The sequence below is a fragment of the Kitasatospora sp. NPDC023120 genome (assembly GCF_055560835.1).
In genome coordinates this window covers 1-23,324 of sequence record NZ_JBVHHY010000039.1, presented here as the reverse complement: position 1 = coordinate 23,324, position 23,324 = coordinate 1, and the positions used below count along the sequence as shown (strand labels likewise).

Here is a 23,324-nt window from a genome sequence, read left to right as displayed (position 1 = left end):
ACCTTGGTGATCGGCACGTGCTCGGAGAGGCGGATGTGCGCTGCCCGCCCGCCTTCCGGGGAGGGAGGCGGGCGGCGGGCGCCGTCGTGACCGGTCCGCGGCAGGCTGCCGGGGAGAGCCCGGTCACGCTGGGGTTCCGGTTTCCGGCAGAGCCGTCGCGCCCTGGGCGGCGGCCCGTGGTGGGCAGGGGGTCAGTAGTAGTGGCGGCGCCCGCCGACGGCGTGGCCGAGGAGACCGGCGACCCACAGGATGAGGCCGATGACGGCCAGCACGATGCCGATGGTCCACAGGATCGAGATCCCGGTGACAAAGCCGATGATGAGCAGTATGACTCCGAGGATGATCATTGGGTCTTCCCGAATTGCGATGGACGATGGGCAAAGGCGCCAGAGCCGCGGCTCGCGGACGGGCGGCTCAGCGGGCCGTCGGTGGCCATCTGCGCGTATACCGCCGGCCGGTCGAGGCAAACCGGCCGGACCCAACCCTGGACGAGGAGAAGGTCGCCCTGGACGAGGAGAAGGTCGCCCACTTCGGCGAGCCGTCCCCGCTCGGCCGGGCCTGGCCGCCCCGAGAACAGGTGCGTTCACGAGCCGTCGCTCGACTCGTCACACCGCCCCCGCTCCCAACCCGCGGCCGGGTACCTGCTGTGGGTACGGCCTGCCGACGGCGTACGGCCGCCGCGCATCCGGGTGACGCCCACCGGGACTACCGGGCCCGGGGTTCCCGCAGATGTCGGCCCCGGGCCGTTCTGCGGCGTCCGGGTGCCTACAGCGGAACGCCCTCGGTGTCCAGGAGGTCCGTCAGCTGGGTGCGGTGCAGGGCGGCGACGGGTTCGAGCAGGTCGGGGTGGCGCAGCAGCGCGCCGGCTTCGCTGTCGCGGGCCCGGGGGACGGTGAGTCGTCGCGGGTCGCCGTGGTCCGCCTGGTTCTCGGAGCCGCTTCGGTGGTGGGCGCGGGCTGCGAGGGCGGGGTCGGCGAGCAGGCAGGCGGCCCAGCTGACGACGGTCTCGTCCACCCAGGTGCGCCAGTCGGCGTGCCCTGGGGGGTCGGCGTCGGGGTCGCGGCCGGCGAGCCGGTCGAGCCGGTCGGAGCCGCTGGGGGCGAGCAGGTGGAGCAGCTCGACGTCGAGGGCGGTGGGGTAGCGCAGTGTGGCGGCGAGGGCGGCGGCCTGCTGGGCCTGGGCCTCGGCAAGCGCTCGGTTCAGCGCGCCGGCGGGTGGCGGGTAGGCGGTGAGCAGCCAGCGGGCACAGGCGGCTATGACGGGTGTCAGGTCGGTGGACACGTCGGTCGGTCCCTCGGGGCGGGCTCGCCTGGGTCCGATCGTCGAGCGGGTGCGAGCGCATGGGAGAGCGGGGCCGCGCTGCCTCGCTTCGTGGCCGTCCAGCTTAGGTGCGTGTTGCGGATGGCGGCATGACCCGGGTCACTTCTGTGGGGGCCGAGGGCGTCTCGTTCTCGTGGGCGGGTAGCCGAGCCGGGCTCATCGGGTTGCCTGGGCGGGCTCGCCTGCGCCAGATCCCAGGCATGGCAGCCCGGCCCCGGCCCGCGCACGGCCGGAGGCCGACGCCGGGCCGGGGCTGCCCGGTGCCGGCCGCCCCGGGCCACGGGCAGGTCAGGACTTGCCGCGGCCGGAGACGAAGTCGCGGGCCCGGTCGACCAGGCCCGCCCCGGGCGCGAGGATCTTGCTCGCGGTGGGGCTGCTCGGCGCGGCGGGATGCGGCCGGGTGGGGGCCATGGACTTCGCGCGGCGGATCTTGTCGCCGAGGTCGTCCAGCATCTGCGGCGTACAGGCCGTGCTGAACACGGGGAAGAGGGTGGTCTCCTCGTCCTGGATGTGGGCCGTGACCTCGTCCATGAGCTGCCGCAGCATCGGCATCATCTCCGGGTCGTCGGTGCTCATCTTCTCCAGCTGCTTGAGGAGCTTCTCCACTTCCTCGTGGTCCTTGAGCTCCTTGTCGGCGAGCTGGTCGCCGCCCTCGACGTGCTCGCGCACCGCGGGGTAGAGGTACTGCTCCTCGGCGACCGAGTGCCGCACCAGCTCGATCGTGACCTCGTCCACGAGGTCGCGCAGCTGCTGTCCGCCGCCGCCCATGCCCTGGATCCGGCCGAAGATCTTTTTGACCTCCCGGTGATCGGTCATCAGCTCGTTGATGACGTTGCCGCCGTGTCCCATCGTGTATCCGCCTCTCCTGTGCTTCGAGTGCCGGCTTCGTCCCGGCCCAGCAGGCACTGATTCCCGGGCGGGACCTCCGAGTCGGCCGAGGACGAATTCCTCATCCGATCGGCGGCCCACGAGCGGCACCCTGATGGCGCTCTTCGGAACCGGCCCGCCCGTGCGTGACCAGGCCGACCCCCTGCTCGCCTGCCCAGACGCCGCCAGGGCATGCGAACTTGCCCGCCCGGTTCCGAACACGCCGGACACTGCCGGCAGCAAGGGATCACCCGTGGCCGCTGCGGCGTGCGGCGGACCTCCCGCTGGCGCGCCTACACCCGCCACCTCGGTGTGCTCTGGGAGACACCGGTGGAGCACGAGCCGTGGCCGCTGCGGAGCACGACAGACGTCACCGTCGTCCAGGACCTCACCGCGGCCGCGGACCTGCCCGAGCCGGCGAACCCGCCGCTCGTCCACTTCTCGGACGGCGTCCACTGAGAGGTGCGCCGCCGCGCACGCCACCAGCTGCGGGACGTCGCTGACCGGATCCGCTGGGAGAGGCCGCAGTCCACCGTCGTCACCTCTCGTACCTTCCAGCGGCCGGCCAGGCTCTGCGCGCGCCGCGCAGAGCCTGGCCGGAGCGGTGGTCGGCCACAGCGCCATGAGACTCATGGATCTGCGCCCGGTCACGGTCTGCCCGTGGGCCGTCCGGGTGCGAGCGGTCAGCGCGAGGCGAGTTGGCCGGTGATGCCCGGGTCGGTGATCGCGCTGTCGCGGGCCAGCAGCAGCGCCTTACTGAGGATGACCGCCAGCATGTGGTCGCCCTCGAACGGCAGGTACGCCGTCCCGTCGGTGGGGCTCTCGGAGCCGGGCAGGACGCACAGGTGCCGGTCGTCGGGCGCCATCAGGACGTTGGCCGAGCCCAGGTGGATCCGGTACGTGCGCAGGTCGCCGCGGACCTCCAGGAAGCGGCCGTCCACGGTGCAGCGGTCCCCGACCGCCAGTCGGGGCAGCAGCCGGGCCAGCAACTCGCCGCGCTCGCGGGCGCTCTGCGACAACTCTCCGAAGCTGTAGGACTGCCAGTAGTCGCGGTGGCGCCCCTCCGGCCCGCCGTCCGACCAGGTCGGGTCGTTGCCGATGCTGGTCACGCCGACGAACAGGTCGACGTCGCGCAGCACTTCGCTCAGCACCAGCGGTGGCACCTCCGCGAGCGGCACCGGCTCGCACGGTTGCAGTCCGGGCACCATGACCGGACCGTACCGGCCGCTGCCCGCCTGGGTGAGGTTCTCCGGCGCGTCGATCGGGTAGAACCGCACCTGGTCGGTGCCCAGGTGGGTGAACGGCTCCCCCCAGTCCGCGTCCGCGCCGTTCACCCAGTACTCGGCCCGCAGGCCCCACTCGGGCAGCAGCCGCTTCGGGGCGGCGAAGCAGTCGTCCACGGCGAGCTGGAGTCGGCTGTGCCAGCCCCGGGCAGCGGCCAGGGCGTGGAAACGGTGCTGGCGCAGGACGTGCGCGGCGAAGCGGTTGGAGTACACCCGGGTGCGCTCCTCGGCGGCGGTGAGCAGGTACACCTCCCGGTGCGCCTGCTTGAACGGCTGGACGACTCCGTGACGTTCCAGCGCGGCGCGCCAGGCGAGCACGCTCTCGGGCGGGCAGCCGACCGGGTGCCACAGTTCCACCGGGGCGTCCTCGGCGGGCGCGAGTCCCTCACCGGTCACGGTGCGCAGGGCACCGTCCAGCCAGGAGCAGGCGGTGCCGTCCACCGTCCAGATCAGCCGGCGGGCCAGGGTGCCGACCAGCGGGTGGTCCAGCAGGCGCTGCCGCCAGGGGCCGTACCGCCACGTGCGCTGCGCCAGGAACTGCCGGTCCAACCGTTCGGACTGCGCGGTCAGCATCTTCTCGAGGTCCTTGACCGAGGCCTTGAACTCCTTGAGCGCCCCGGCGTGGTCACGGCGCACCGAGGCCGGCGGGGTCTTCACCGTACGGCCGGCCCCGTCGTACCACGTCCGGCGCACCCGGCAGCCTTCCACCAGCAGCTCCACCCGGGCCTCGCCGAACCGTTCGACGCGGACACCGATCCCGGTCAACCCGTAGGACGGAACGGCGAGTTCCTCGATGTCGGCTCGGCTCAGGCCGAGTGCGGCGGCGCGCTCGCGGAGCGCCTTGTCGAGCTCATTGACGGTGCCCTTGTACGTCACCCGGGTGCTGAGGACGGCCAGCTGGGCGAGCCCGTCCGCGCCGTCCAGGCGCGCCAGGCAGTGCACGGCGGCGTTGGCGACCTTGGGCGCCTGGGGGCCTGTCTCCGGCACCCTGCGCAGTGCGGATTCGACGAGCCGGGCCAGTACCCGGGCGCTGTCGGGGTGAGCCGGGGCCAGAGTCAGCAGCAGGGCGAGTCCGCGCAGCGCGTCGAGGTTGTGCGGGTCGAGCTGGCCGGCTCCCCCTGGGTTCGGGCCCGCGACCAGTTCGAGGGTGCGCGGGAGGCCGACCAGCGAGAGCCACTCGGTGATCCGCTCGCGGGCGCGCTCAGGGCCGACCGCGTCGAGCAGGGCTCGCCCGGTCCGCTCCCAACGGGCGTTCGGCCTGGGGGACTTGACCTGGACGGCGTGCTTGACCAGGTCCAGCCACGGCCTTTCGGAGCCGCCGGGCGGATCGAGCTCGTCGAGGTCGGCCACGAGCCGGTCGGCCCAGGCCTCGCCGGGGCTGAGCAGCGGCTCGGGCAGCGCGGCCGCGAGGTCGACGACGAGGCTGTGGTGCGGCCGGACGGACAGTGCCGACCGCCGGACGGCGGCGACCACCGCGCCGTCGACCGGGCGGCCAGCCCGGAGCTCCTCGCTGATCAGCTGCTCGGCCGTGTGGAGTTCGGCGAAGTACCACTGGCGGCCCAGCAGATGCATCCAGTCCTCGCGCAGCTCGCGAGCCGGACCCTGCGGAAAGCCCTGCGAGACCATCGACGCCAGCCGGACCAGCGCACGGCGCTGCCGCGTCAGCCGCTCGATCTCCACCGGACGCCAGAGCATCAGCTTCCACTGCACCAGGTCCGCCACCAGCCTGGCCCGGGTCTTGCCGTCCAGCTCCAGCACGCGGTCGCGGGCGGACACCACGCGCTCGTCGGACCAGTCGCCCCCGACTGCGGTGTCGACCTCCATCAGAGCCGCGCACACCTCATCCAGGTGCTCCGCGTCGAGCACGTCGAGCGCGTCGAGCAGTCGCTCGACGGCCAGGTCGAGAGGATCGGTCGTAGTCATCAGCCACCCACCAACGGAACCAGTTTCAGGAAGCACACCTCGGTGTCGGTGCGCAGGTCCAGCTCGGCGTCCAGCTCCTCGACCTGCCGGTCGCCGACCAGCACCAGGAACCCGTTGCGGCCGAACGCCTCGACGGCGCTCAGGAACTGCCGCTCGGGGTCGATCCCCGGGCCTGCGGCCCGCCGCTCCCCGTTCAGGGCCCGTTCCACGGCGGTCGGCTGCACCAGGCCGCGGAACCGCGTGGAGCGGCCCGCGTCGTGCTCGGCCACCTCCTGGAACACCCGGCGGCGGATCAGCTCGCGCAGCGTCAACCGCTCCTCCCGGACGGCCAGCCCGCAGGCCTCCCGTCGCAGTCCCGAGGTCGTCTCGTCGACGAAGATCACTGTCGCCATGCCCGCAGACCCTAGCGACCGGCACCGACAGTGGACCTCGCCGGGATACATCCCTCCCGAGCGCGGGTGGGACGACCGGTCGTCCCACCCGCGCCCTTCGCGTCACGACCGGGGAGGCCGGTGTCGGCCGGCCGGACGCATGCGCCGTCGCCGCGGGTCCGGGTGGCCGCACTCTGGAGGTATGGGTGCGCGAGGGTCGGCCCGGGTGAGGCTGCCGCACGTCGAGCCGATGCTGGCGACGGCCGGCCGGCTTCCGTCCGGGTCCGGGTGGGTGGGGGAGGTGAAATGGGACGGGGTGCGGTGCGTGGCGTACGTGCCCGAGGCCGCGCCGGTGCGGCTGGTGGGCCGCCGGGGCAGCGACTTCACCGACCGGTTCCCCGAGGTGGCCGAGGCACTCACCGAGGTCCGCGGACCCGTGATCCTGGACGGCGAGCTGGTGGTGATGCGCGAGGGGACGCCGTCGTTCGCGGCGCTGCAGGGCCGCGTTCACCGCACCCGCCCCGCGGCGGTGCAGGCCGCCGTGACGGCCGCACCCGCCCTGTTCATCGCGTTCGACCTCCTGCACGCCCATGGTCGGTCGCTGCTCGCCGAGCCGTACGCGCGGCGGCGGGAACGGCTCGAGGTCCTGGACCTGGAGCGGCCCCGCGTGCGCGTGCCGCCGGCCTGGGACGACGTCGCCGAGGCCTACGGATGGACGCGTGAACACCGGCTCGAGGGGGTCATCGCCAAGCGCAGCGATTCCCTCTACACCCCGGGCACACGCTCCCGGGACTGGATCAAGCTCAAACACCTGCGGACGGCGGACGTCGTGATCGGCGGCTGGCTCCCCGGCGGACAGGGCGAGGCCTCGGTGCGCGCCGTCCTCGTGGGCGTCCGCGCAGAGGCCGGCGGCCCGCTGCTGTTCGCAGGCTCCGTCGGCACCGGCTTCGCCGCACCCGAACGGCGCGCCCTGGCCGCCGTCCTGCGCCGCCTGGCCTCCCCGGTGTCCCCGTTCACCGTGGGTGCCGGGCTGGGGCTGCTGCGCGGCACCGTGGTCCGGTTCGTCCGCCCCGAGCTGCAGGCCGAGGTCGAATACCTCGAACTCACCGACGCCGGCCGGCTCCGCCAACCCGTGTGGCGCGGCCTGCGCTGAACCGGCCGGGGCCTCTTTCTCGGCCCCGCCCGTGAAGGCGGCTACCCCGGCAGGGGCGGGGCCGCGACGTGCCGCCGCCGCCGACACGGGCACCCGGGGCACCTGACAGGTCAGACTGCCTGCAGCCAGACGGCATCTCATTCGCTGAACCTGGGAGCGTGATGTCGGAGCCGTTCGCCCGACAGCTGCTGGGCGGGTCCGGTAGCCCCCGAGCAGTGCCCTGCGCCTTGATCAGCAACCCACGCCGCATATCTATACGAAAAATGGCAAACTGGTCATAAGTGATAGTGCTCTACAGAGGAAAATCACCCATGACCCATGGAGCCCACCCCCACGCTCCTACCGTCCGCGCGAACATCGACAGGGCCCGAGGCTGCGAAGAATGCCGCAGCTGGGGCACCGTGATCACACCCGAGGGCCGCCATGAGCTGTGCCCCCGGTGCCAGCACCCGGAGTGAGCGTCCCTGGCCGGCGACCTCCGGGCCATCTTCGACGAATTCGGCCAGCAGCCGACCCCGCCCCTCAAACCCCCGGCCCAGGAACCCCGCTCAGGCTCCCGGCCACCGGGCGCCCCTCGGTCAGGACGGTGTCGGGCGCCTTACCCCCGCCGTGGGCGGCCGGGCTGTGTACGGGTCCGGCCGCCCGAGGGCTTCACCGTGCGGCGCCCGGCCGTGGGGTGTGCATGCCGGGCGGTGTGGCCGCGCGCCCCGGTCGGGGCGCTCAGCGGGTCCGACGAGCGGCGGCCGGTTTGGCGTCGGCACTGGAGCTCGGCACCGGTCACCCCATCAGTGGCGCAGCGACCGCCTCCGGCAAGGGCAGGGTTTCCGCCCGGTGCGGGCGGGCTTGTCCGCTCACGCCGGATTCCGGGCGCGCCCGGCGCGCGCCGCCTTCGCCAGCGCGAACACCGCCGCCGGAAGGGCGCCCGCGGCCAGCGGGCGACGCCAGGCGTGTGTGCCTCCGGTCGTGCTCCTGGCCCGGGGACGGCCGGCGAACCTCCGCCACAGGCGCCACGCCACCCATCCGGCCGGCCCGCCGGCCCATGGGCCCGCCACCAGCCGGAACGGCTTGCCCATCACCCTGGCCGCGTACATCTGGGCCTCCCTGGAACCGCCGTCGCCGTTCACCGCCGTCGCTGCGGCGCGTGCCCGGTCGCCGAAGGGGCAAACCGTCGCACGGCGACCGCCGCCGCCGGTCGCCGAGCGTGGCGGCGGTCGTACCCCGCCGCGGGCCGGACCGGTCGTACGTGGCCGGGGGGCGGCCCCGCCTGAGACCGGCGCCGACGCCTGGCGGATCTACTGGACCCGGGGCCCGGCCGTCGTCGGGCCGCCCCGAGGACGACGGCCAGGACGACGCGGTGCTCACCATGCTGCTGATCGGCTCTCACCGCTGACACCCGCTTCGGCGCCCTCGCCCGCGGCGCCCAAGCCCGGTGGGCCGCGTCAGAAGGCGGTGTGCAGCGCGGGGAGGAGGGTGTCCCGGGCCCAGTCGAGGAAGGCGGGTTGGCTGTCGCCGCCGACCTGGACGAGCGCGATCTCGTCGAATCCGGCGTCGACGTAGGGGCGCACGGCCTCGACGAAGTCCTCGACGCGGTCGCCACAGGCGATGGCCCCGGCGACGTCCTCGGGACGGACGAAGCGGCTGGCCCCCGCGAAGCCCGCGGTCCCCGGCAGCTCCGCGTTGACCTTCCAGCCGCCGCCGAACCAGCGGAACTGCTCGTGGGCCCGGCGGACGGCGGTGTCCCGGTCCGGGTCCCAACACACGGGCAGCTGGCCCACCGCGGGCTTTCCCGCACCCCCGTGGCCGACGAACGAGGAGATGAGCGCGGCGTCCGGTTGGACGGCGATGACCAGGTCGGCGAGCCGGCCGGCCAGGGCGCAGGACGCCGGGCCGGACACGGCCACGCCGATCGGCGGGGGCTGCTCGGGGAGGTCCCACAGCCGGGCCCCGGCCACGTCGAAGTGCGTGCCGTGCCGGGTCACGTAGCCGCCCTCGAAGAGCGCCCGGATGATCTCCACAGCCTCGGCGAGCATCTCCTGACGCACCGACACCGATGGCCAGCCCAGGCCCACCACGTGCTCGTTGAGGTTCTCCCCGCTGCCCAGGCCGAGCCGGAACCGGCCCTCGGACAGCAACTGCACCGTCGCGGCCTTCTGTGCCACCACCACGGGGTGGTAGCGGAAGGTCGGGCAGGTCACGTAGGTCATCAGCGGGATCCGGGAGGTGGCCTGCGCGGCGGCGCCGAGCACCGCCCAGGCGTAGGGGGAGTGGCCCTGCTCGTCCAGCCAGGGGAAGTAGTGGTCCGAGATCACCGAGAAGTCGAACCCCGCCCGTTCGGCGAGCACCACGTCGGAGACGAGGTCCCGGGGGCCACGCTGCTCCGTCATCATCGTGTATCCGATCTGCACCATGACCGGACGCCTGCCCCATCGGATGCGGTCCTCACCGCACGGTCCCGTGCTTCACCCGAAGGCACCAGCTCGCCCGTCGTGACCCGTTCCGGGCCCGCGCGGGTGGGCGGCCGCCCCGCCGTGCCGCCTGCCGCCCGGCACCTGCCACGGCCGGCATTGCCGCCCGGCACCTGCCGCGGCCGGCACCGTCCGACATCCGGCGGGTTCGGGGGAGGAGCACCCTCGGGGCGGCGGCGCGAAAACGGGTCGCCCGGCCGGGTGCGGTCGGGGCATGATCCACTCCTGTGACGATGTCGAACCACTCCCTGGTCCAGGCAGCCGCCCGCAACAACGCCGAATGGTGCGCGGTGATGAGCCGATCGCACGGCTCGGCGGGCGCCTTCGAGGAAGAGGCGTGGGTCGCCGCGAGCCGCACGCCCCTCTACTACCCCGACGCGGTGACGCTGCTGCCCGGGGCGGACGCGGCCGCGCTGGTCGCCCGGATCGACACCGCGGCCCCCGGGGCGTCGGTCAAGGACAGCTTCGCCGACCTCGATCTGACCGGGGCCGGCTTCCGGGTGCTGTTCGACGCGCAGTGGGTGCATCGCCCGGCGGGCGCGCCCGCCACCGCGTCGGACCTCGCCTGGGAGGTGGTGGACAGCGCCGACGCCCTGCGTGCCTGGGCGCTCGCCTGGGACGACGGAGCCGGAGACGCGCACCTCTTCCGGCCCGAACTGCTCGACGACCCGGCCACCTTCGTGATCGCCGGACGGTCTCCCGACGGCCGGGTGGTGGCCGGTGCGGTGGCGAGCCGCGGCGACCGGGTGGTCGGGATCTCCAATGTCTTCGCCCTGGACGGGGGCGTCGACGCGGCCTGGCCGGTCGTGCTGGAGGCGGTCCACCGGCTGTTCCCCGCCCTGCCCCTGGTCGGTTACGAGGGCGACGACGATCTGGTGGCCGCCCTGCGGCACGGCTTCGAGGCGGTCGGTCCGCTGCGGGTCTGGATCGATCCGGGCCGCGCCTGACCGCCGGGCCCCGGGCCCGCCAGACCCCTGTCCCTCGGTGCGGACCCGCCGTCGCACGGTCTTTCCTCGGGAGGTCTGACCGGCGCGAGGGCTCCTGACGCGCGATCAGGCGTGCGGAGCGCCCCTGTCCGCTGCCAGGCGGGTGAGCCACTCGCGCAGCAGGTGCTGCTCGGCGTCGCTCAGGACATCGGCATCGTCGGGGAGAGCGGCGCGCAGCGCGCGGGCCGCCGCGGCGGGGCCGGCCTCAGCGGCGGGGACCGTCGGTTCGGCGCGGGTGACGGCGGCGACCATGGCCTCGCGGAGAGTGGGCAGCAGCGCCGGATTGCGGCGTTCTGCCGGGGTGGAGTGCCAGGTGGTGACCGCGCTCGAGGGGGCCGAGCAGGAGATCCCGAGGGGCGCGCAGAAGGCGCGGGCCCGCAAGGACGCACCCGGTGTCAGCCCGCCGGCGACGCCCGGCTCGATCCCCACCGGCGTTGCCCGCAGCGCCCAGCCGGCCGGGCCGGAGGATGGCTGCCTTCCCACGGAACGCCCCCTCGTCCCTCAAGCCCCTGCCGGGCTACGCCCCGTTCCGCCCGCGGCGCCCGGGCCGAGGGCGCCGGTCATCCGGTCCTGAAGTGGCGGTGGAGGTTGCGGCCACGGACACCGGGGCCGCCGAAGCCGACGATGTCCACGCGTCCGCCGCCGGTGATGTCGGCGGGGGTGGCCGGCCGAGGGGGCGGGAAGACCGCCTCCAGTAGGCGAAGTCGAGGGGTGGCGTTCGTGCCGAAGCGGAAAGACGTACCGACGACGGGTCCGAGAACCGCGGCCGAACCTGCCGTGCACCCCGTTTCCGGGCCGAAGCGCCGAGGAGGCTGTGATGAGCGAGGTCGCGTCGGAGGCCATCGCCCACTTCCTTCGGCAGGGCGGCCGGGCTGCGCCTGTGCCGGTTGGCCATCAGAGGGGCGGGTAACCCGCAGTTATGGGCACTGGCACCGACACGACAGGCGGTGACGGCCGGCTCACCCTGGATGCGGGCGGCCGTCCGACCGTCGGCGTCGAGGAAGAGTACCTGCTGCTCGACCCGGACAGCGGTCTGCCGCTGCCGCACGTCGACGCGGTGCAGGAGGCGGCCGGGCTGCACCCCGCCGTGCACCACACCGAGCTGCAGAACGAGCTGCTCCAGGCGCAGGTGGAGGTGGCCACCCCGGTCTGCCGGGACCTCGCCGAGGTCGGCGGCCACCTGCTGCGCCTGCGGCACGCGCTCGCGGCCGCCGCCGAGACGGCCGACTGCCGGCTCGCCGCGTGCGCCACCGCCCCGTACGCCCCCTCCACGCCCCCGGCGATCGTCGACGCCCCGCGTTACCGTTCCATCAGGCGGAACATGTCGCGGCTGGCGGACGAGGCGCTCATCAACGGCATGCACGTGCACGTGGCCGTGCCCGACCCGCAGACGGGTGTCGAGGTGCTGAACCGCCTCCGGCCCTGGCTGCCGGTGCTGACCGCGCTGTCGGCCAACTCGCCACTGTGGTACGGCTCCGACACCGGCTACGCGAGTTGGCGCACGGTGGTCTTCAGCCGCTGGCCGATCAGCGGGATCCCGCCGTACTTCACGGACGCGGAGGACTACGAGCGCCGCATCGACCACCTACTGGAGGCCCAGTTGATCCGCGACCGGGGACAGCTGTACTGGCAGGCCCGGCTCTCGGCGAAGTTCCCGACCATCGAGCTGCGCGCGATGGACGTCCAGCTGCGCGCCGACGAGGCGGTGATGCTGGCCGGGCTGGTGCGCGCGCTGGTCGTCACGGCGATGCGGGACGCGGCTGCCGGGCGTCCCGCGCCGGAGCGGACGCCGGAGAGCCTGGACGGCGCGGGGTGGCACGCCGCCCGGTACGGAATGAACGGCACCCTGCACGATCCGGCGACGGGACTGTCCCGGCCGGCCGACGAACTCGTCGGCTCCATGCTGGCCGCACTCGGTCCGGTCATGGACGAACTGGGTGACACCCGTGCGGTGGTCCCGTTGGTCGGCCGCCTGCTGGAGGAGGGCAACGGCGCCGAACGCCAGCGTCGGCACCTGGCGGAACACGGGCGCTCCGGACTGATCGCGATGATCGCGGCGGAGAGCGCGGCGGCCTGAGCGGGTGCCTCCGCCGCTGGTCCGCCGCCGTCCTGACAACGTTCGGGCCGCGGGGTGGACCGGGCGACCGGTGAAGTTCACCACCTGCCCTGGGTGGTTCCGATGCGGGGCCAGTCTTCGAACTCCCGTCCCCCGCTCTGTCCCTGATCTGCCGACCGACACCGCAGGTCGGCGGAGTCCGGGCCCTGACATACGATCACGTCTCGGATCATCGTGGGCCGGGGCAATGGGGTGTGGATGTTCAATCTGCTGGTGTCGCCGACGGAGCCGAGGGCGTACCGGACGCTGAGCGATGCGTTGCAGGCAGCCCCGGCCGGGGCGGTCAACATCGCGATCACGCCCGGTCACTACCGGACCGAGGCGTACCGGTTCTGGGGCACGGCGACGATCACCGCGCTCGGCCCGCGCGGGTCCGTCGTGATCGACTGCTCCGACGAGCACAACCTCCAGATCGAGGGCCACACGACGCTCCACCGCCTGGTCCTGCGTAACTGGCACCCGGACGGGCTGGCGCTGAGCGTCGTCGGCGGCACCGCGGTGGTGGAGGACTGCGAGTTCATGAGCCGGTCGGCCACCAGTGTGTGGGCCCGCGGCGGCGCGGAGCTGTTCCTGCGCGGGAGCACCGCCCGCGACGCCGGCATCGCCTACCGGGACGCCGTCGGCGTGATCGAGGGCACCGAGGTGATCGGCGCCGCGGCGTGCGGGATCGCGCTGCGTGACGGCGCCCGGGTGAGCGTGCGCAACTGCCGTGTCAACGGGGCCCGGGAGCACGGGATCTGGGTCACCGCGGGGGCCAACCCGCTGATCGAGCTGTGCGAGATCGACGGCCCGGACCAGGCCGGGATCATGGTCGACGCCCACGCCAGGGCCGCGATCCGCGGCGGCTCCGTCTCCGGCTCCAAGCTGTGCGGGCTCGTGGTCCGGGACGACGCCCACGCCACCGTGGAGGGGCTTCGGATCACCGCGGCCGCGATGGACGGCGTCTGGTGCACCACCCGCGGTGTCCTGAACGCCGACAGGGTCACCGTGCAGGACGCCCGCCGCCACGGGGCCGTCGTGGACGACGGTGCCGCGGCCACGCTCACCGACTGCGTCATCGAGGGGTCGGCGGAGCTCGGGCTCGCGGCCGGCGGCGGGGGCGGCAGCCGAACCGAGGTGACTGGCGGCCGGATCGGGCGGAACAAGGTCGGCGTCGGCTTCGGCGACGACGGCGCGCTCACCATGACCGGGGTCGAGCTGACCCGCAACGCCGACTCCGGCCTGGTGCTCATGCCCGGCGGGCCCGCCCGGTTGCGCAACGTCACCGTCACCGGGACCGAGGGCCCCGGGCTCATCGTGTTCCGGGGCGCCGACGCCGACATCAAGGCACTGGTCTCGACGGGCAACCAGAAGGACGACCTGCGGGACTTCCAGCCGGCGCCGGACTCCACCACAGCTCCTGCCGCCACCCCCGCCCCGCCGCCGCCGCCGGCGCCGCCCCGCCCGTCCGTCCCGTCCGCCGACCGGCCGACCGGCAGTACGGCGCCGGCCGCCGCCCCGAACGCGTCCCTGGACGCGCTGCTCGCCGAGCTGGACGCCATGATCGGCCTGCGCGAGGTCAAGGAGGAGATCGGCAAGCTCGTCAAGTTCCTGCGGGTGGCTGAGCAGCGCCGCCGCGCGGGGGTGGCCCAAGGGCCGCCGATCGGGCGGCACATGGTGTTCTCCGGCTCCGCGGGCACCGGCAAGACCACCGTCGCCCGGGTGTACGGGAGGCTACTGGCCGCCCTGGGCGTGGTCTCCGACGGCCACGTCACCGAGGTCTCCCGAGCCGACCTGGTCGGGAAGGTGCTCGGCGAGACGACCCAGAAGACCACCGCCGTCTTCCACAACGCCCGCGGGGGCGTCCTGTTCATCGACGAGGCCTACGCCCTCTCCCGCCGCTTCGGCGTGGGCACGGACTTCGGCCAGGAGGCGATCGACACCCTGGTGAAGCTGATGGAGGACCACCGGGACGAGGTCGTCGTCGTGTTCGCCGGCTACTCGGCCGAGATGCGCGAGTTCCTCTCCGCCAACCCCGGCCTCCAGTCGCGGGTCTCCCGCACCATCGAGTTCGAGGACTACACCCCGGACGAACTCGTCGCCATCGTCGAGGGGCTGACCGCGCAGTTCGACTTCGTCCTCGCCGACGGCACCCGCGAGGCCCTGAAGGCCCACTTTCAGCAGGCCCGGCGCACCGCGACGTTCGGCAACGGGCGCGAGGCCCGGCGCATCTTCGAGGCCGCCATACAGCAGCAGGCGCTGCGGCTGGCCGACCACGACGACCCCTCGCCCGAGGAACTGGTGCAGCTCCTGCCCGAGGACCTGAACGGCGTGGTCGACCGCGGCCTGGGCACACGCTTCGGCGAGGCCAGGGACACCGACCAGCTGGACGCCATCCTGGGCGAACTCTCCGCCATGGTGGGCCTGGAGAGCATCAAGCAGCAGATCCGGGACCTGATGGACCTGATCGTGATGGCCCGGCGCCGCCGCGCGGCCGGCCTGCCCGCCGACCCGCTGCCCAGCCACCTGGTCTTCTCCGGCCCACCCGGGACGGGCAAGACCACCGTCGCCCGGCTGTACGGCTCGCTGCTCGCGGCGTTGGGCGTCCTCGCCCGCGGGCAGGTCGTCGAGGTCTCCCGCGCGGGCCTGGTCGGCGCGTTCACCGGGCAGACCGCCGCCCTGACTGCCGAGGCCTTCGAACGGGCCCGCGGCGGCCTGCTGTTCATCGACGAGGCGTACGCCCTGGTCCGCCCGGCCGGCTCGGGGCCCGACTACGGGCAGGAGGCGATCGACACCCTGGTGAAGCTGATGGAGGACCACCGCGACGAGGTCGTCGTCATCGTGGCCGGCTACACCGACGAGATGCAGTCCTTCCTCGCCGCCAACCCCGGCCTCGCCTCCCGCTTCTCCGCCACCGTCGAGTTCCCCGCATATGGCCTCGACGAACTCGTCGAGATCCTGGTCCGGATGGCCGAAACCGCCGGCTACACCCTCCCCGCCGAGACCCTGGCCGCCGTGCGCTCCCACCTCAGCACCCACGCCCCCGACTACGCCCTCGGCAACGCCCGTGAGGTCCGCAAACTCCTTGCGGCCGTCCAGACCGCCCAGGCCCGCCGCCTCCGCGAACGCGAACGCACGGGTCTGGAGACCACCGTCGACGACCTCCGCCTCTTCCACCCGGAGGACATAGGCGCCTAGGGTCCGGCCGGCCGATCATGTGACTGTCGCCTGGTCGGATCGTTGTCCCACGCGCGGGGCGGGGCGGGGCTGGGATCCGGGATCGGGTTGCGCTGGTGTCCACCGGTGTGGGCCCCGGTCGGCCTGTCCGTCCAGACATGCGGAGCCCGTGTACGTGAGTGGTTCGCCGCGGTGACGCCCGACCGGGTACAGCGGCCCACGAGGGGCACCGTTGACACGCAAAGCGATGACCCGCCGGGCCCGGCCCGGACATCGGCGCCGGGCCGCGGGCGACGACTCGGGTCAGGGCGGACGTGCGATCGACGATCCTTCGCCGCCCGCCCGGCGTCGCTGACGGTGACTATTGCCGGCAGGGGTGGCCGGGAGTCACGACGACGGACCTCGACAACGGCGGACCCGACGAACGCACCGGCATACGGCATCTGTCACGCCACGCCGATCCGGGCGGTGTCGGGACCCTCTCGCGACTGATACGGCGCCGATTCCGGGAGAGTTGTCATGATTTTCGAGTGGAGCGACCGTCCCGGGCACGGGCCGGTTATCCGCCGTGCGGGGAGGCCGTCGGCTGAACTAAGGTGGAAATAAAGGGGCCCCCGGCATGAGTGCCGGTCAACACGGCTGGTGGCAGGCGGGAGGAAACCGCCAGTCGCTCCGCAGTGGTGAGACACCGCTGGTCAACGGTTGAACTCGACACCAACTCCGATGTTCGAAGGAGACGGAGTCATGGTGAGCATCACCAAGCGCCGCAGCGCCACAGCCCTCGCAACTGCTCTGCTGGCCGTGGGAACCATTGCCGGCCCGACCGCAGCGCAGGCGGCCTCCACGCCGTCGGCGGCCGCGGTGGCCGTCCTGCCGACGCAGGTCGTCATCAACCACAACGTGACCTTCGGCGGAGGCGTTCCGGTCGGCGGCTGGTACTCGCTGAGCGTCTTCCCCGACGGGTCGTACAACTACTCCGGCCACATGCACGATTCGGGCGCGCCGAGCTACAACTACGCCGGCGTCTGCGCCGTGCGCTTCGCCAACGGCACAGCCTTCGTGTTCGAGACGGCCGGCCGGATGCACGGGACCTTCGAGTCGGGATCCCGGGACTACAACTGGAACAGCAGCGGCTCACGTCAGGCCATCCGTGACGCCTGGCAGGCCTCGGGCGGCGGCTGGAGTGCCCGCTGCGACAACAGGGTCAACGTCGACCTGGGTGCTCTGGCCAACTCCACGCTCCAGGCGGTCGGATACGCCGGTCAGGTCATCGCGATCTTCGCCTGACGGGCGACCGGTTCGGGCCGCTCGGCCGCGATTCGCCCGCCACCTCTGGCACGAGGTGGACCCGGACCACGACACCGCCCTCCAGGACGCGACGCGAGCTGGAACCACGGCGATCTCTTGATCCTTCCGATGGACGCTGACGTGCGGGTAGCGCTCCACCCCGGCTGAGCGCCCGCCCCGCGCACGGCCGCGCCGCGGTCCGCCCCCCCCTCGACGGCCCGCAGCACAGCGGCTCTTCGGATGGTGTCAGGGCGCCCCGGTCGCACCGGTTGCCACAAGGCCGGGACGAGCGAGGGTTCCCCGCCGAACTGGGCCGTGTGGCCCTGGACGCTGCCTGGCCTGATGGGCGGCCTCGCGAGCGCATGCGACGACATCCCGGCGGTGGCGCTCTCCCCCGATCATCAGCGAGGTGCCCAGGTGGCCCGTGTTGATCACCTCGAAGCCGGTGAGGAATCCGAGCACGAGGAGCAGCGCGGCGAGCCCGGTGACGACCCGGCAGGCGCGGAGGACCGCCTTCTCCCCGCCGTCCCCCAGGGAGATGGTCCTGGCTGCGAGGTAGAACGCCAACGCCGTCGCCAGGGCGCCGAACGCCGCGACGCCGGCGGGCAGGTAGAGCGCGGTCTCGCTGTCCACCAGCACCTCTCGGGTGGCGAAGCCGAGTGTCGAACTGTCGACGCCGAAGTAGTCGTAGTAGGCGCTGGTGTGGACGTAGCCGAAGAAGAACAGCAGGGCGGTGATCAAGGTGGTCGGGGCGATCCACGTGGCGATCTGCGCGATCCCGGCACTGGGTGGGCGAGGGGGCGTCGGCCCGCCGGGTGCACGCTCCGACTCGGCGGGCCCGCTCGCACCCCCCCGGCGCGCTCAAGGAGTCCCACCACCCGAGCTCGGAGTCCCTCCAGGGCCACTGCCGGGACCGGCGCTCTGGTCGCGCTTGCTGGCGCCGTCGATCGTCAGCGTGTAGCAGATCGTGCGGTCGCCCGCTCCGGACAGCGGCGGGATGCTGAACGTCACGGGCGGGCTCTCACCGTTCGTCAGCGTCACGTCCTGGCTGGCCGGTGAGGCAATGCCCGCGCTGCCCTTGCAGTCGGAGACGTCGCTGACGGTCGCCACGACCCGGGCCTGCGCCGAAGGGCTCTCCGAGGGCATCCCCGACGTGCTCTCGGGACGCTGCACGCCGCCCTCGCCCAGCACCCGGGCCACTCCGACCGCGCCCCGGATGAGGACGACGACCGGGAGCACGGACTGCTCGGCGGCGTCCGCAGCCGGGTCTGGTTCCCTGGACTTCGACCTTGGGCGCCTCGAGTCCGACGCCGCCCTGATCGCCGATCCTGGCGACGATGACAGACGATGAGCGCCGCCTGAGGCCCAGGGCAGTCGGTTCCACAGTCTCTCCTGGCCGCACCGGAACGGCGCGCCCTGGCCGCCGTGCTGCGCCGCCGGGCCTCCCGGGTGTCCCCGTTCACTGCGGGTGCCGGGCTGGGGCTGCCGCGCTTCGTGGCGACGCCTCTGTGGCAGCGGCGGTGGGCTTGCGGGCCCGGGTGAGCAGGGAGACGCCCGGCAGGCCCTTGACCGGCAGGTAGCGCTCGGCGGCGATCACCGTGCTGAGCGCCTTGTTGGTGAGGGCCGGCACCTCGTCCAGGTCGCTGCCCGTGCTCTTCTTCCGGTGCCAGGCGGCCGCCGGGCGCAGGAGCACGTTCCAGCTCTGCAGGGTCTCCAAGGTGAAGCCGTTGCGGACGATCACCGAGCGGAGGGTGTCACGGCTGTAGCGGCGGACGTGGCCGACCGCGACGTCGTGCGCCGACCAGAGCCGCATGTCGCTCGGCACTGCGATGAGTGCCACCCCGCCCGGGCGCAGCACCCGGTAGATCTCGGCCATCGCCGCGTGGTCCTCCTCGATGTGCTCCAGCACGTCGAAGGCGATCACCAGGTCGACCGTGCCGTCGGCGACCGGGAGCCGGCGGGCGTCGGCCCGCATCACGGTGATCCCGCGGTCCCGGGCCACCTGGGCGCCTTCCGCCCCGTACTCGACCGCGACCGCCTGCCAGCCGTGCGCCCGCAGCACCCGGGTGTTGCCCCCACCCGCGGCCCCGATGTCCAGCGCGGTGCCCGACGTGCCGAACTTGGCGAGCTCCCGACCCAGCAGTACTCGCCGCTCCTTGTACCACCAGTGCCGGTCTTCGAGCTCGGCGAGCTTGCGTATCTCGTGGCCTTCCACGGAGCCTCCCGGACTTCTTGGGTTACCTGGCCGTCGCGGAAGCTCATCCGATCGACAGGGACTCAGACGGACACGGTGGTCCGGTCGGGCTGGACCATGCGGGCGTCGTGCTGGTCGGACCAGGTCTGCAGGGCGTTCATGCGGGCGTGATCGAGGTGGCGCAGCCCGGCCAGGTCGAGTTCGACGGGCCGGTGCGTGAGCAGTCGTTCCAGGGTGTGGAGGACGTGGGGCAGGCGAAGGAAAGTGGCGTTGCCGAGGGTCCGCACCCGCACCGGGCCCTCGCCCTGATCCTTGCCCTCGGGCCGTGATGGCCTCCTTCGCCGTGCCGGTCCCGCCGCCGTTCGTAGGGGCGGGTATGGCCAGCGTCGCCGCCGAGCCCGTGTGTTCGCACGCGGTGTTGGGCCGACGGGCGTCGCCGCCCTGCTGAGCCGCGCTCGGAGGCGACACGCCGACGCGCTACGGGGCGCCGGCGCAGCAGCCGCCCGCCCGAACCCCGCAGCGTCGGGCCGAGCTCCGCAGTCAGCCGACCCGGCCGCCGTGGCCACCGTGGCCGCCGTCTTCCAGCTGCCGCAGCCGCTCGGCCGCCTTCCGGACGGCCTCGCGGGCGTGGGCGCTCTGCCTGCCGGCGGAACCGACGGCTTCCTGCCCGGCCCGCACCCGGCCACCGGCCCGCGTGCGGGCGTCCCGCGTTCGGTCGTTGCGCTCCTAGGCCTGGACGAGCGCGGCGGACAGCGTCCGGTCCAGGTCTTCGACCGCGTCGGCGCCGAGCGGGTGACCCGCCGTGCCGGCGTCTCGTCGGGCCTGCCCGGTCAGCGCCCCGTACCAGCTGACGGCGCCGGTCGGTGAGGGCGCGCAGCTGCTGCCCGAACTTCCCGAGGGTCTGCCCGATTCCCCACTTGGTTGAGCGGTAAACGATGAGGTCGGCGCCGGGCCGCGCCCGGACCGCCTGCCTTGGCTCAGCCCAGCGCGTCCATCAGGGAGGTGACATAGGCATCCAGCCGCTCCTCCACGGCTCGTGTCGTCAGCTCGGTCCGTCCTGCCTCCCGCCACGGCTGCGCCACCCACTGCACTTCCTCCGAGAACGCCAGTGGCTCCCGCACCTGCCAGTACAGCCGCTCGTCCGCGGTCGCGGCCAGCATGCCGCCGGCCTCCTGGTACGCCTCGGTGAAGCGCAGGCCCCACGTCGGGCCGTGCAGCAGCGCGAGATTGGTGGAGCAGTGCGCCACGTCGAGGTCCGCCGGGCCCCAGGAGGCCGCCGCCCAGTCGACGACGCCGGTGATCCGGGCACCGGCGGCACCGGCCGGGTCCCCGGGCGGCGGGTCGAACAGCACGTTGCCCGGCTGGAAGTCCCGGTGCAGGAACCGCCCTTCGTAGCGCGGCGCGGGCTTGCGGATCACGTCGATCGCGGCGGCCCAGACCGCGGCGTCGGCGCCCTCGGGGGTCACGACCGTGTCGGCGGTCGTCAGCGCCACGTACTCCCGGGGCCGGACGGCCGGCCGCACCGCGTGGACCGCCACGAGTTGACGCGCCAGCAGGGGCAGGCGCGTCTCCAGCCCCTCGTCGTCGAGGACCGTCCGGCCCGGCAGGTGGGTCATGAGGAGCGAGGGGTACTCGCAGTGCGCGGCGGTCGGATCGACGGCGACGAGTCCGGGAGCCGGCACGCCGGTTCCGGGGAGCGCGGTCAGGGCGTCGGCCTCCCTGTGCAGGAGGTCCTCGGCGGGCCCCTGCCGGGTCGGGTCGACGAAGGAGCGCAGCACCAGGTGCCGGGTGCTTCCGTCCCGCCTGCCGATGGTCAGCCTCCGCATGTCGGCGGTGGCGCCGCCGTGCAGCGCCTCGGCTCCGACGATCCGCTCGTCGGCCTCCAGGTGCCGGCGCACCCAGGCCAGCGTCAACGGTCGGACACTCGCCGCCTCATCGTGATTGGTCACCGTGCCACCTCATCATCCGGACGGCGGCATGCGCGAAACCCTCTCGGGCCTGTCCGCACGTCAGCGTGCCGGTGGCGGGTGGAGAAGTCGGGCGAGCCGGTCTGTCCGCCCCCATGGCGAGGGGTGGGGAACGTCAAGGTTCTGACCGCGATTCCGTGAAGGTCACTGTCAGGTAAACGGCTCCGACATCACCCATTCAAGTTCAGTAGCCCAGGTGGGGAGATCCCGGGTATGGGTACGGGTCGGACTCTCGCCATGCGTCCGGACTGTGCGGATTGCTCATACGGGCCCTTCGGGTGCATTTTGGCGTGTATGCGTCGGCTTGTGCGGATTCATCCGCCTGGGCTGCGTCGATTTTCACACGGGAATTCCTCTGGGTCCCACGAGGCGGAGGGGCTGAGGGCGCCTGAGGTGCCGGATTCCGGCGTGCGTGGCGTCCTTGGAGGTCGGACTGGTGATTCGTCAATCACTGCCCGGGGGAAACCGTGGTAGATCACTCTCCGTCTACGATTTTTCCGTGGTGGCCACGTACCGCCACAATGGCGCGGTCGTCCGCGACTTGAAATCAAATCCCGCTGAAATAGCCTTGCCGCGCAGGGGAATCCTGCGCATGCTGGAAGGAACGGAACCTCAGGAGGGACCCACCATGACTCGATCACTGCGTGTCATATATCGGGACCAGCAGGGGACGCTTCGTAAGAATTTCAACTGGGCGCCCATCAATCTCGACTCCCCGGTGATTGTCACGGCTTCAGAATTCACTCCAATACTAGGTGGCGTCCCCGGCTCGAAGACTCCTGGTCGACCGCTTCTCGGCGCGGCGAACGTCTACGTCACCAATGTTGGCGCGCACGGCCCCGAAGGTGGAACGGGCGGTGTGGAGTTCTTGCTTCACGTCGACTGGGAAAGTCCTCTCAATGTTGCTGTGACCATCTCTGTCCTCGACGACATCGAAGAGGTCATCGCATAGTCGAGCCCGGGTACGGCCCGGACTCGGCACCGGGCGGCCCGATATCGCCAGGACCGCTGGGCCTCAAGACCCGAAGCCAAGGCGGACGCCCGCCGTATGGGCGGGCGCCCACGACGCCTGACCACGCACCACGCACACTCCCCGTCCCGCCCCACTGAATGCGGCGCAGATCACATCACCCGGGAAAACCGGGGCCCTCGCTTCCTGTCAGACCAGGGCGTGAGACGTTCACCGGCCTCGTCGACCGAGGCACAGCCGGCCTGACCTCCGCCGTCCTGGGCGCCGCCGCCACCGCCCGTACGCTCGCCGGCCCGGACGAGGAGCTGGAACGCGGCACGCCCGCCCCCTTGGCAGCTGATCCGCGCCCTTCACCTGCTCCTGCTCGGCGGCCTCCTCCTCGGCCTGCTCGCCGCGGCCCAGCTGACCGCCGGTCAGCACTCCCACGCCCTGCCCGTCGCCGGCCTCGCCCAGGCCGTCGCGGCGCTCACCGCGCTGACCGCCCTCGCCGCGGTCCTCTTCGGCGCCCACGCGGCCTGGGTTCCCTCCACCGGCTGGGCCCTGTTGATGCTGGCGACGGGGCCCCGGGCCTCGGTCGGCGGACAGGCCCTGACCTGGATGGTCCAGCACCCGCCACCGCCACCTCCGCGACGACCGCCACGCTCCTCACCGCGGCGGGCGCCGCCGCCTACACCCGCCGCGGAAGCCGCCCCTGACCGGCCCGCGCCCACCCGCCGCCGGACCGAGTCCGCACCGCCGGCCCGCCGCGGCCGTCGCCACCGCCGTCGTCCTTCGTGTCGGACGCACCACGGCCCCCGCGGCCGCGCTCGTCCTGGCCGCCGGTGGGCCGCAGGGACCCGCAACGCGCCGACCGGGCCGGGCTCGCGCCTGGGCCGCCTCCTCGGGGGTTGCCGCGGCCCGCCGGCCAGTGCTTCGCTGCCCCGTATCAACTCCCGTCAGTGGGGCGGGAAGTGAACGGGGGAGGTGCCGCATGCCGGACTTCGGCGGTGGGCTCGCGAAGATGGCCATCACGAGCGCCGTGGTGGCGAGCGCCGCGTTCGGTCTCGCGACGCCGTCGCACGCTGCCGAGCCCGGCGCGTCCGTGTCCGCTCCCCACGACGTCGGTGAGGCGGCCGACACCGCCACGCTGATGCACCCGGTGGGGGACAGGCAGAACCAAGGGCATTAGATGCAATACCGGTGACTTTGGTGGGCTTTGGTCGTTGGACGGGTTGTGCCAAGGCCCGGTCAGGTGAAGTCGTCGGTGGGTGAGCGGTTCTCGGATCG

The 23,324-nt window shown here is 73.0% G+C and carries 20 protein-coding genes and 2 pseudogenes; 10 read left to right on the top strand and 12 right to left on the bottom strand.

Annotation, left to right across the window (positions count from 1 at the left end):
* Positions 1-191 precede the first annotated feature (191 nt).
* The 3 genes from ACZ3TI_RS36595 to ACZ3TI_RS36585 all read right to left on the bottom strand — a co-directional run bounded on the left by ACZ3TI_RS36595 (position 192) and on the right by ACZ3TI_RS36585 (position 2,169).
* On the bottom strand, positions 192-347 hold the full coding sequence (locus tag ACZ3TI_RS36595) for a DUF6131 family protein (RefSeq protein ID WP_253800145.1): 156 nt from the start codon (positions 345-347) through the stop codon (positions 192-194).
* Positions 348-765: 418 nt separating this feature from the next.
* Positions 766-1,281, bottom strand: a complete 516-nt coding sequence (locus ACZ3TI_RS36590) for a hypothetical protein (RefSeq protein WP_465734128.1) — start codon at positions 1,279-1,281, stop codon at positions 766-768.
* Positions 1,282-1,608: 327 nt separating this feature from the next.
* Positions 1,609-2,169 (bottom strand): hemerythrin domain-containing protein, encoded by a 561-nt coding sequence (locus ACZ3TI_RS36585; protein ID WP_465734126.1) that lies wholly within the window; start codon positions 2,167-2,169, stop codon positions 1,609-1,611.
* Between the two features lie 285 nt (positions 2,170-2,454).
* On the opposite strand from ACZ3TI_RS36585, the gene ACZ3TI_RS36580 reads away from it, so the two are divergent.
* Together ACZ3TI_RS36580 and ACZ3TI_RS36575 are read left to right on the top strand one after the other, a co-directional pair.
* On the top strand, positions 2,455-2,646 hold the full coding sequence (locus tag ACZ3TI_RS36580) for a DUF2071 domain-containing protein (protein WP_465734124.1): 192 nt from the start codon (positions 2,455-2,457) through the stop codon (positions 2,644-2,646).
* Positions 2,647-2,649: 3 nt separating this feature from the next.
* Positions 2,650-2,860: pseudogene (locus ACZ3TI_RS36575) on the top strand (Ppx/GppA family phosphatase); the annotation flags it as partial.
* Positions 2,861-2,870: 10 nt separating this feature from the next.
* On the opposite strand, the gene ACZ3TI_RS36570 reads toward ACZ3TI_RS36575, so the two are convergent.
* Positions 2,871-5,393, bottom strand: coding sequence for a DUF4132 domain-containing protein (locus ACZ3TI_RS36570; protein WP_465734122.1), 2,523 nt, complete (start codon positions 5,391-5,393; stop codon positions 2,871-2,873).
* On the bottom strand, positions 5,393-5,785 hold the full coding sequence (locus ACZ3TI_RS36565; protein ID WP_465734120.1) for a hypothetical protein: 393 nt from the start codon (positions 5,783-5,785) through the stop codon (positions 5,393-5,395). Before ACZ3TI_RS36565 ends, ACZ3TI_RS36570 begins: the two co-directional genes overlap by 1 nt.
* Between ACZ3TI_RS36565 and ligD the strand changes: the two genes are divergently transcribed.
* Positions 5,784-6,917 carry a non-homologous end-joining DNA ligase gene (gene ligD / locus ACZ3TI_RS36560; protein ID WP_465734118.1) on the top strand — a complete coding sequence of 378 codons (1,134 nt, stop codon included), beginning with the start codon at positions 5,784-5,786 and terminating at the stop codon, positions 6,915-6,917. The two genes, ACZ3TI_RS36565 and ligD, sit on opposite strands and share 2 nt — an antisense overlap.
* 1,439 nt (positions 6,918-8,356) lie before the next feature.
* Here the strand turns inward: ligD and ACZ3TI_RS36555 are convergent.
* A complete protein-coding gene (locus ACZ3TI_RS36555; RefSeq protein WP_465734116.1) occupies positions 8,357-9,325 on the bottom strand; it encodes an LLM class F420-dependent oxidoreductase in 969 nt (322 codons plus the stop codon).
* Between the two features lie 290 nt (positions 9,326-9,615).
* On the opposite strand from ACZ3TI_RS36555, the gene ACZ3TI_RS36550 reads away from it, so the two are divergent.
* Positions 9,616-10,329, top strand: coding sequence for a hypothetical protein (locus ACZ3TI_RS36550; protein ID WP_465734114.1), 714 nt, complete (start codon positions 9,616-9,618; stop codon positions 10,327-10,329).
* 105 nt (positions 10,330-10,434) lie between these two features.
* Here ACZ3TI_RS36550 and ACZ3TI_RS36545 read toward each other — a convergent pair.
* Positions 10,435-10,692, bottom strand: a pseudogene (locus tag ACZ3TI_RS36545) (TetR family transcriptional regulator); the annotation flags it as partial.
* A gap of 595 nt (positions 10,693-11,287) precedes the next feature.
* Here ACZ3TI_RS36545 and ACZ3TI_RS36540 point away from each other — a divergent pair.
* From ACZ3TI_RS36540 to ACZ3TI_RS36530, 3 genes are all read left to right on the top strand, one after another.
* Positions 11,288-12,445, top strand: a complete 1,158-nt coding sequence (locus ACZ3TI_RS36540; protein ID WP_465734112.1) for a carboxylate-amine ligase — start codon at positions 11,288-11,290, stop codon at positions 12,443-12,445.
* 237 nt (positions 12,446-12,682) lie between these two features.
* Positions 12,683-15,661, top strand: coding sequence for an AAA family ATPase (locus ACZ3TI_RS36535; RefSeq protein WP_465734110.1), 2,979 nt, complete (start codon positions 12,683-12,685; stop codon positions 15,659-15,661).
* 723 nt (positions 15,662-16,384) lie between these two features.
* On the top strand, positions 16,385-16,927 hold the full coding sequence (locus ACZ3TI_RS36530; protein ID WP_465734108.1) for a hypothetical protein: 543 nt from the start codon (positions 16,385-16,387) through the stop codon (positions 16,925-16,927).
* 246 nt (positions 16,928-17,173) lie between these two features.
* On the opposite strand, the gene ACZ3TI_RS36525 is transcribed toward ACZ3TI_RS36530, so the two are convergent.
* The 4 genes from ACZ3TI_RS36525 to ACZ3TI_RS36510 form a co-directional block, all read right to left on the bottom strand.
* Positions 17,174-17,668 (bottom strand): hypothetical protein, encoded by a 495-nt coding sequence (locus ACZ3TI_RS36525; RefSeq protein ID WP_465734107.1) that lies wholly within the window; start codon positions 17,666-17,668, stop codon positions 17,174-17,176.
* A gap of 120 nt (positions 17,669-17,788) precedes the next feature.
* A complete protein-coding gene (locus ACZ3TI_RS36520; RefSeq protein ID WP_465734105.1) occupies positions 17,789-18,166 on the bottom strand; it encodes a hypothetical protein in 378 nt (125 codons plus the stop codon).
* A gap of 220 nt (positions 18,167-18,386) precedes the next feature.
* Positions 18,387-19,142: a methyltransferase domain-containing protein gene (locus ACZ3TI_RS36515; RefSeq protein WP_465734103.1), complete on the bottom strand. Its 756-nt coding sequence runs from the start codon at positions 19,140-19,142 to the stop codon at positions 18,387-18,389.
* Positions 19,143-19,204: 62 nt separating this feature from the next.
* Entirely contained in the window at positions 19,205-19,414 is a 210-nt protein-coding gene (locus ACZ3TI_RS36510) for a hypothetical protein (protein WP_465734101.1), read from the bottom strand.
* 265 nt (positions 19,415-19,679) lie between these two features.
* Between ACZ3TI_RS36510 and ACZ3TI_RS36505 the strand changes: the two genes are divergently transcribed.
* On the top strand, positions 19,680-19,988 hold the full coding sequence (locus ACZ3TI_RS36505; protein WP_465734099.1) for a hypothetical protein: 309 nt from the start codon (positions 19,680-19,682) through the stop codon (positions 19,986-19,988).
* Between the two features lie 110 nt (positions 19,989-20,098).
* On the opposite strand, the gene ACZ3TI_RS36500 is transcribed toward ACZ3TI_RS36505, so the two are convergent.
* On the bottom strand, positions 20,099-21,070 hold the full coding sequence (locus tag ACZ3TI_RS36500; protein WP_465734097.1) for a phosphotransferase family protein: 972 nt from the start codon (positions 21,068-21,070) through the stop codon (positions 20,099-20,101).
* A gap of 517 nt (positions 21,071-21,587) precedes the next feature.
* Here ACZ3TI_RS36500 and ACZ3TI_RS36495 point away from each other — a divergent pair.
* A complete protein-coding gene (locus ACZ3TI_RS36495) occupies positions 21,588-22,040 on the top strand; it encodes a hypothetical protein (protein ID WP_465734095.1) in 453 nt (150 codons plus the stop codon).
* Between the two features lie 988 nt (positions 22,041-23,028).
* Positions 23,029-23,226: a hypothetical protein gene (locus ACZ3TI_RS36490; RefSeq protein ID WP_465734093.1), complete on the top strand. Its 198-nt coding sequence runs from the start codon at positions 23,029-23,031 to the stop codon at positions 23,224-23,226.
* The last annotated feature ends 98 nt before the right edge of the window (positions 23,227-23,324 follow it).

Bases quoted from the DNA above. Each gene is read 5' to 3' on its own strand.
- ACZ3TI_RS36550 (WP_465734114.1), top strand. From the start codon at position 9,616: ATGTCGAACCACTCCCTGGTCCAGGCAGCCGCCCGCAACAACGCCGAA.
- ACZ3TI_RS36490 (WP_465734093.1), top strand. From the start codon at position 23,029: ATGCCGGACTTCGGCGGTGGGCTCGCGAAGATGGCCATCACGAGCGCC.
- ACZ3TI_RS36535 (WP_465734110.1), top strand. From the start codon at position 12,683: ATGTTCAATCTGCTGGTGTCGCCGACGGAGCCGAGGGCGTACCGGACG.
- ACZ3TI_RS36565 (WP_465734120.1), bottom strand. From the start codon at position 5,785: ATGGCGACAGTGATCTTCGTCGACGAGACGACCTCGGGACTGCGACGG.
- ACZ3TI_RS36555 (WP_465734116.1), bottom strand. From the start codon at position 9,325: ATGGTGCAGATCGGATACACGATGATGACGGAGCAGCGTGGCCCCCGG.
- ligD (WP_465734118.1), top strand. From the start codon at position 5,784: ATGCCCGCAGACCCTAGCGACCGGCACCGACAGTGGACCTCGCCGGGA.
- ACZ3TI_RS36570 (WP_465734122.1), bottom strand. From the start codon at position 5,393: ATGACTACGACCGATCCTCTCGACCTGGCCGTCGAGCGACTGCTCGAC.
- ACZ3TI_RS36595 (WP_253800145.1), bottom strand. From the start codon at position 347: ATGATCATCCTCGGAGTCATACTGCTCATCATCGGCTTTGTCACCGGG.
- ACZ3TI_RS36530 (WP_465734108.1), top strand. From the start codon at position 16,385: ATGGTGAGCATCACCAAGCGCCGCAGCGCCACAGCCCTCGCAACTGCT.
- ACZ3TI_RS36540 (WP_465734112.1), top strand. From the start codon at position 11,288: ATGGGCACTGGCACCGACACGACAGGCGGTGACGGCCGGCTCACCCTG.
- ACZ3TI_RS36585 (WP_465734126.1), bottom strand. From the start codon at position 2,169: ATGGGACACGGCGGCAACGTCATCAACGAGCTGATGACCGATCACCGG.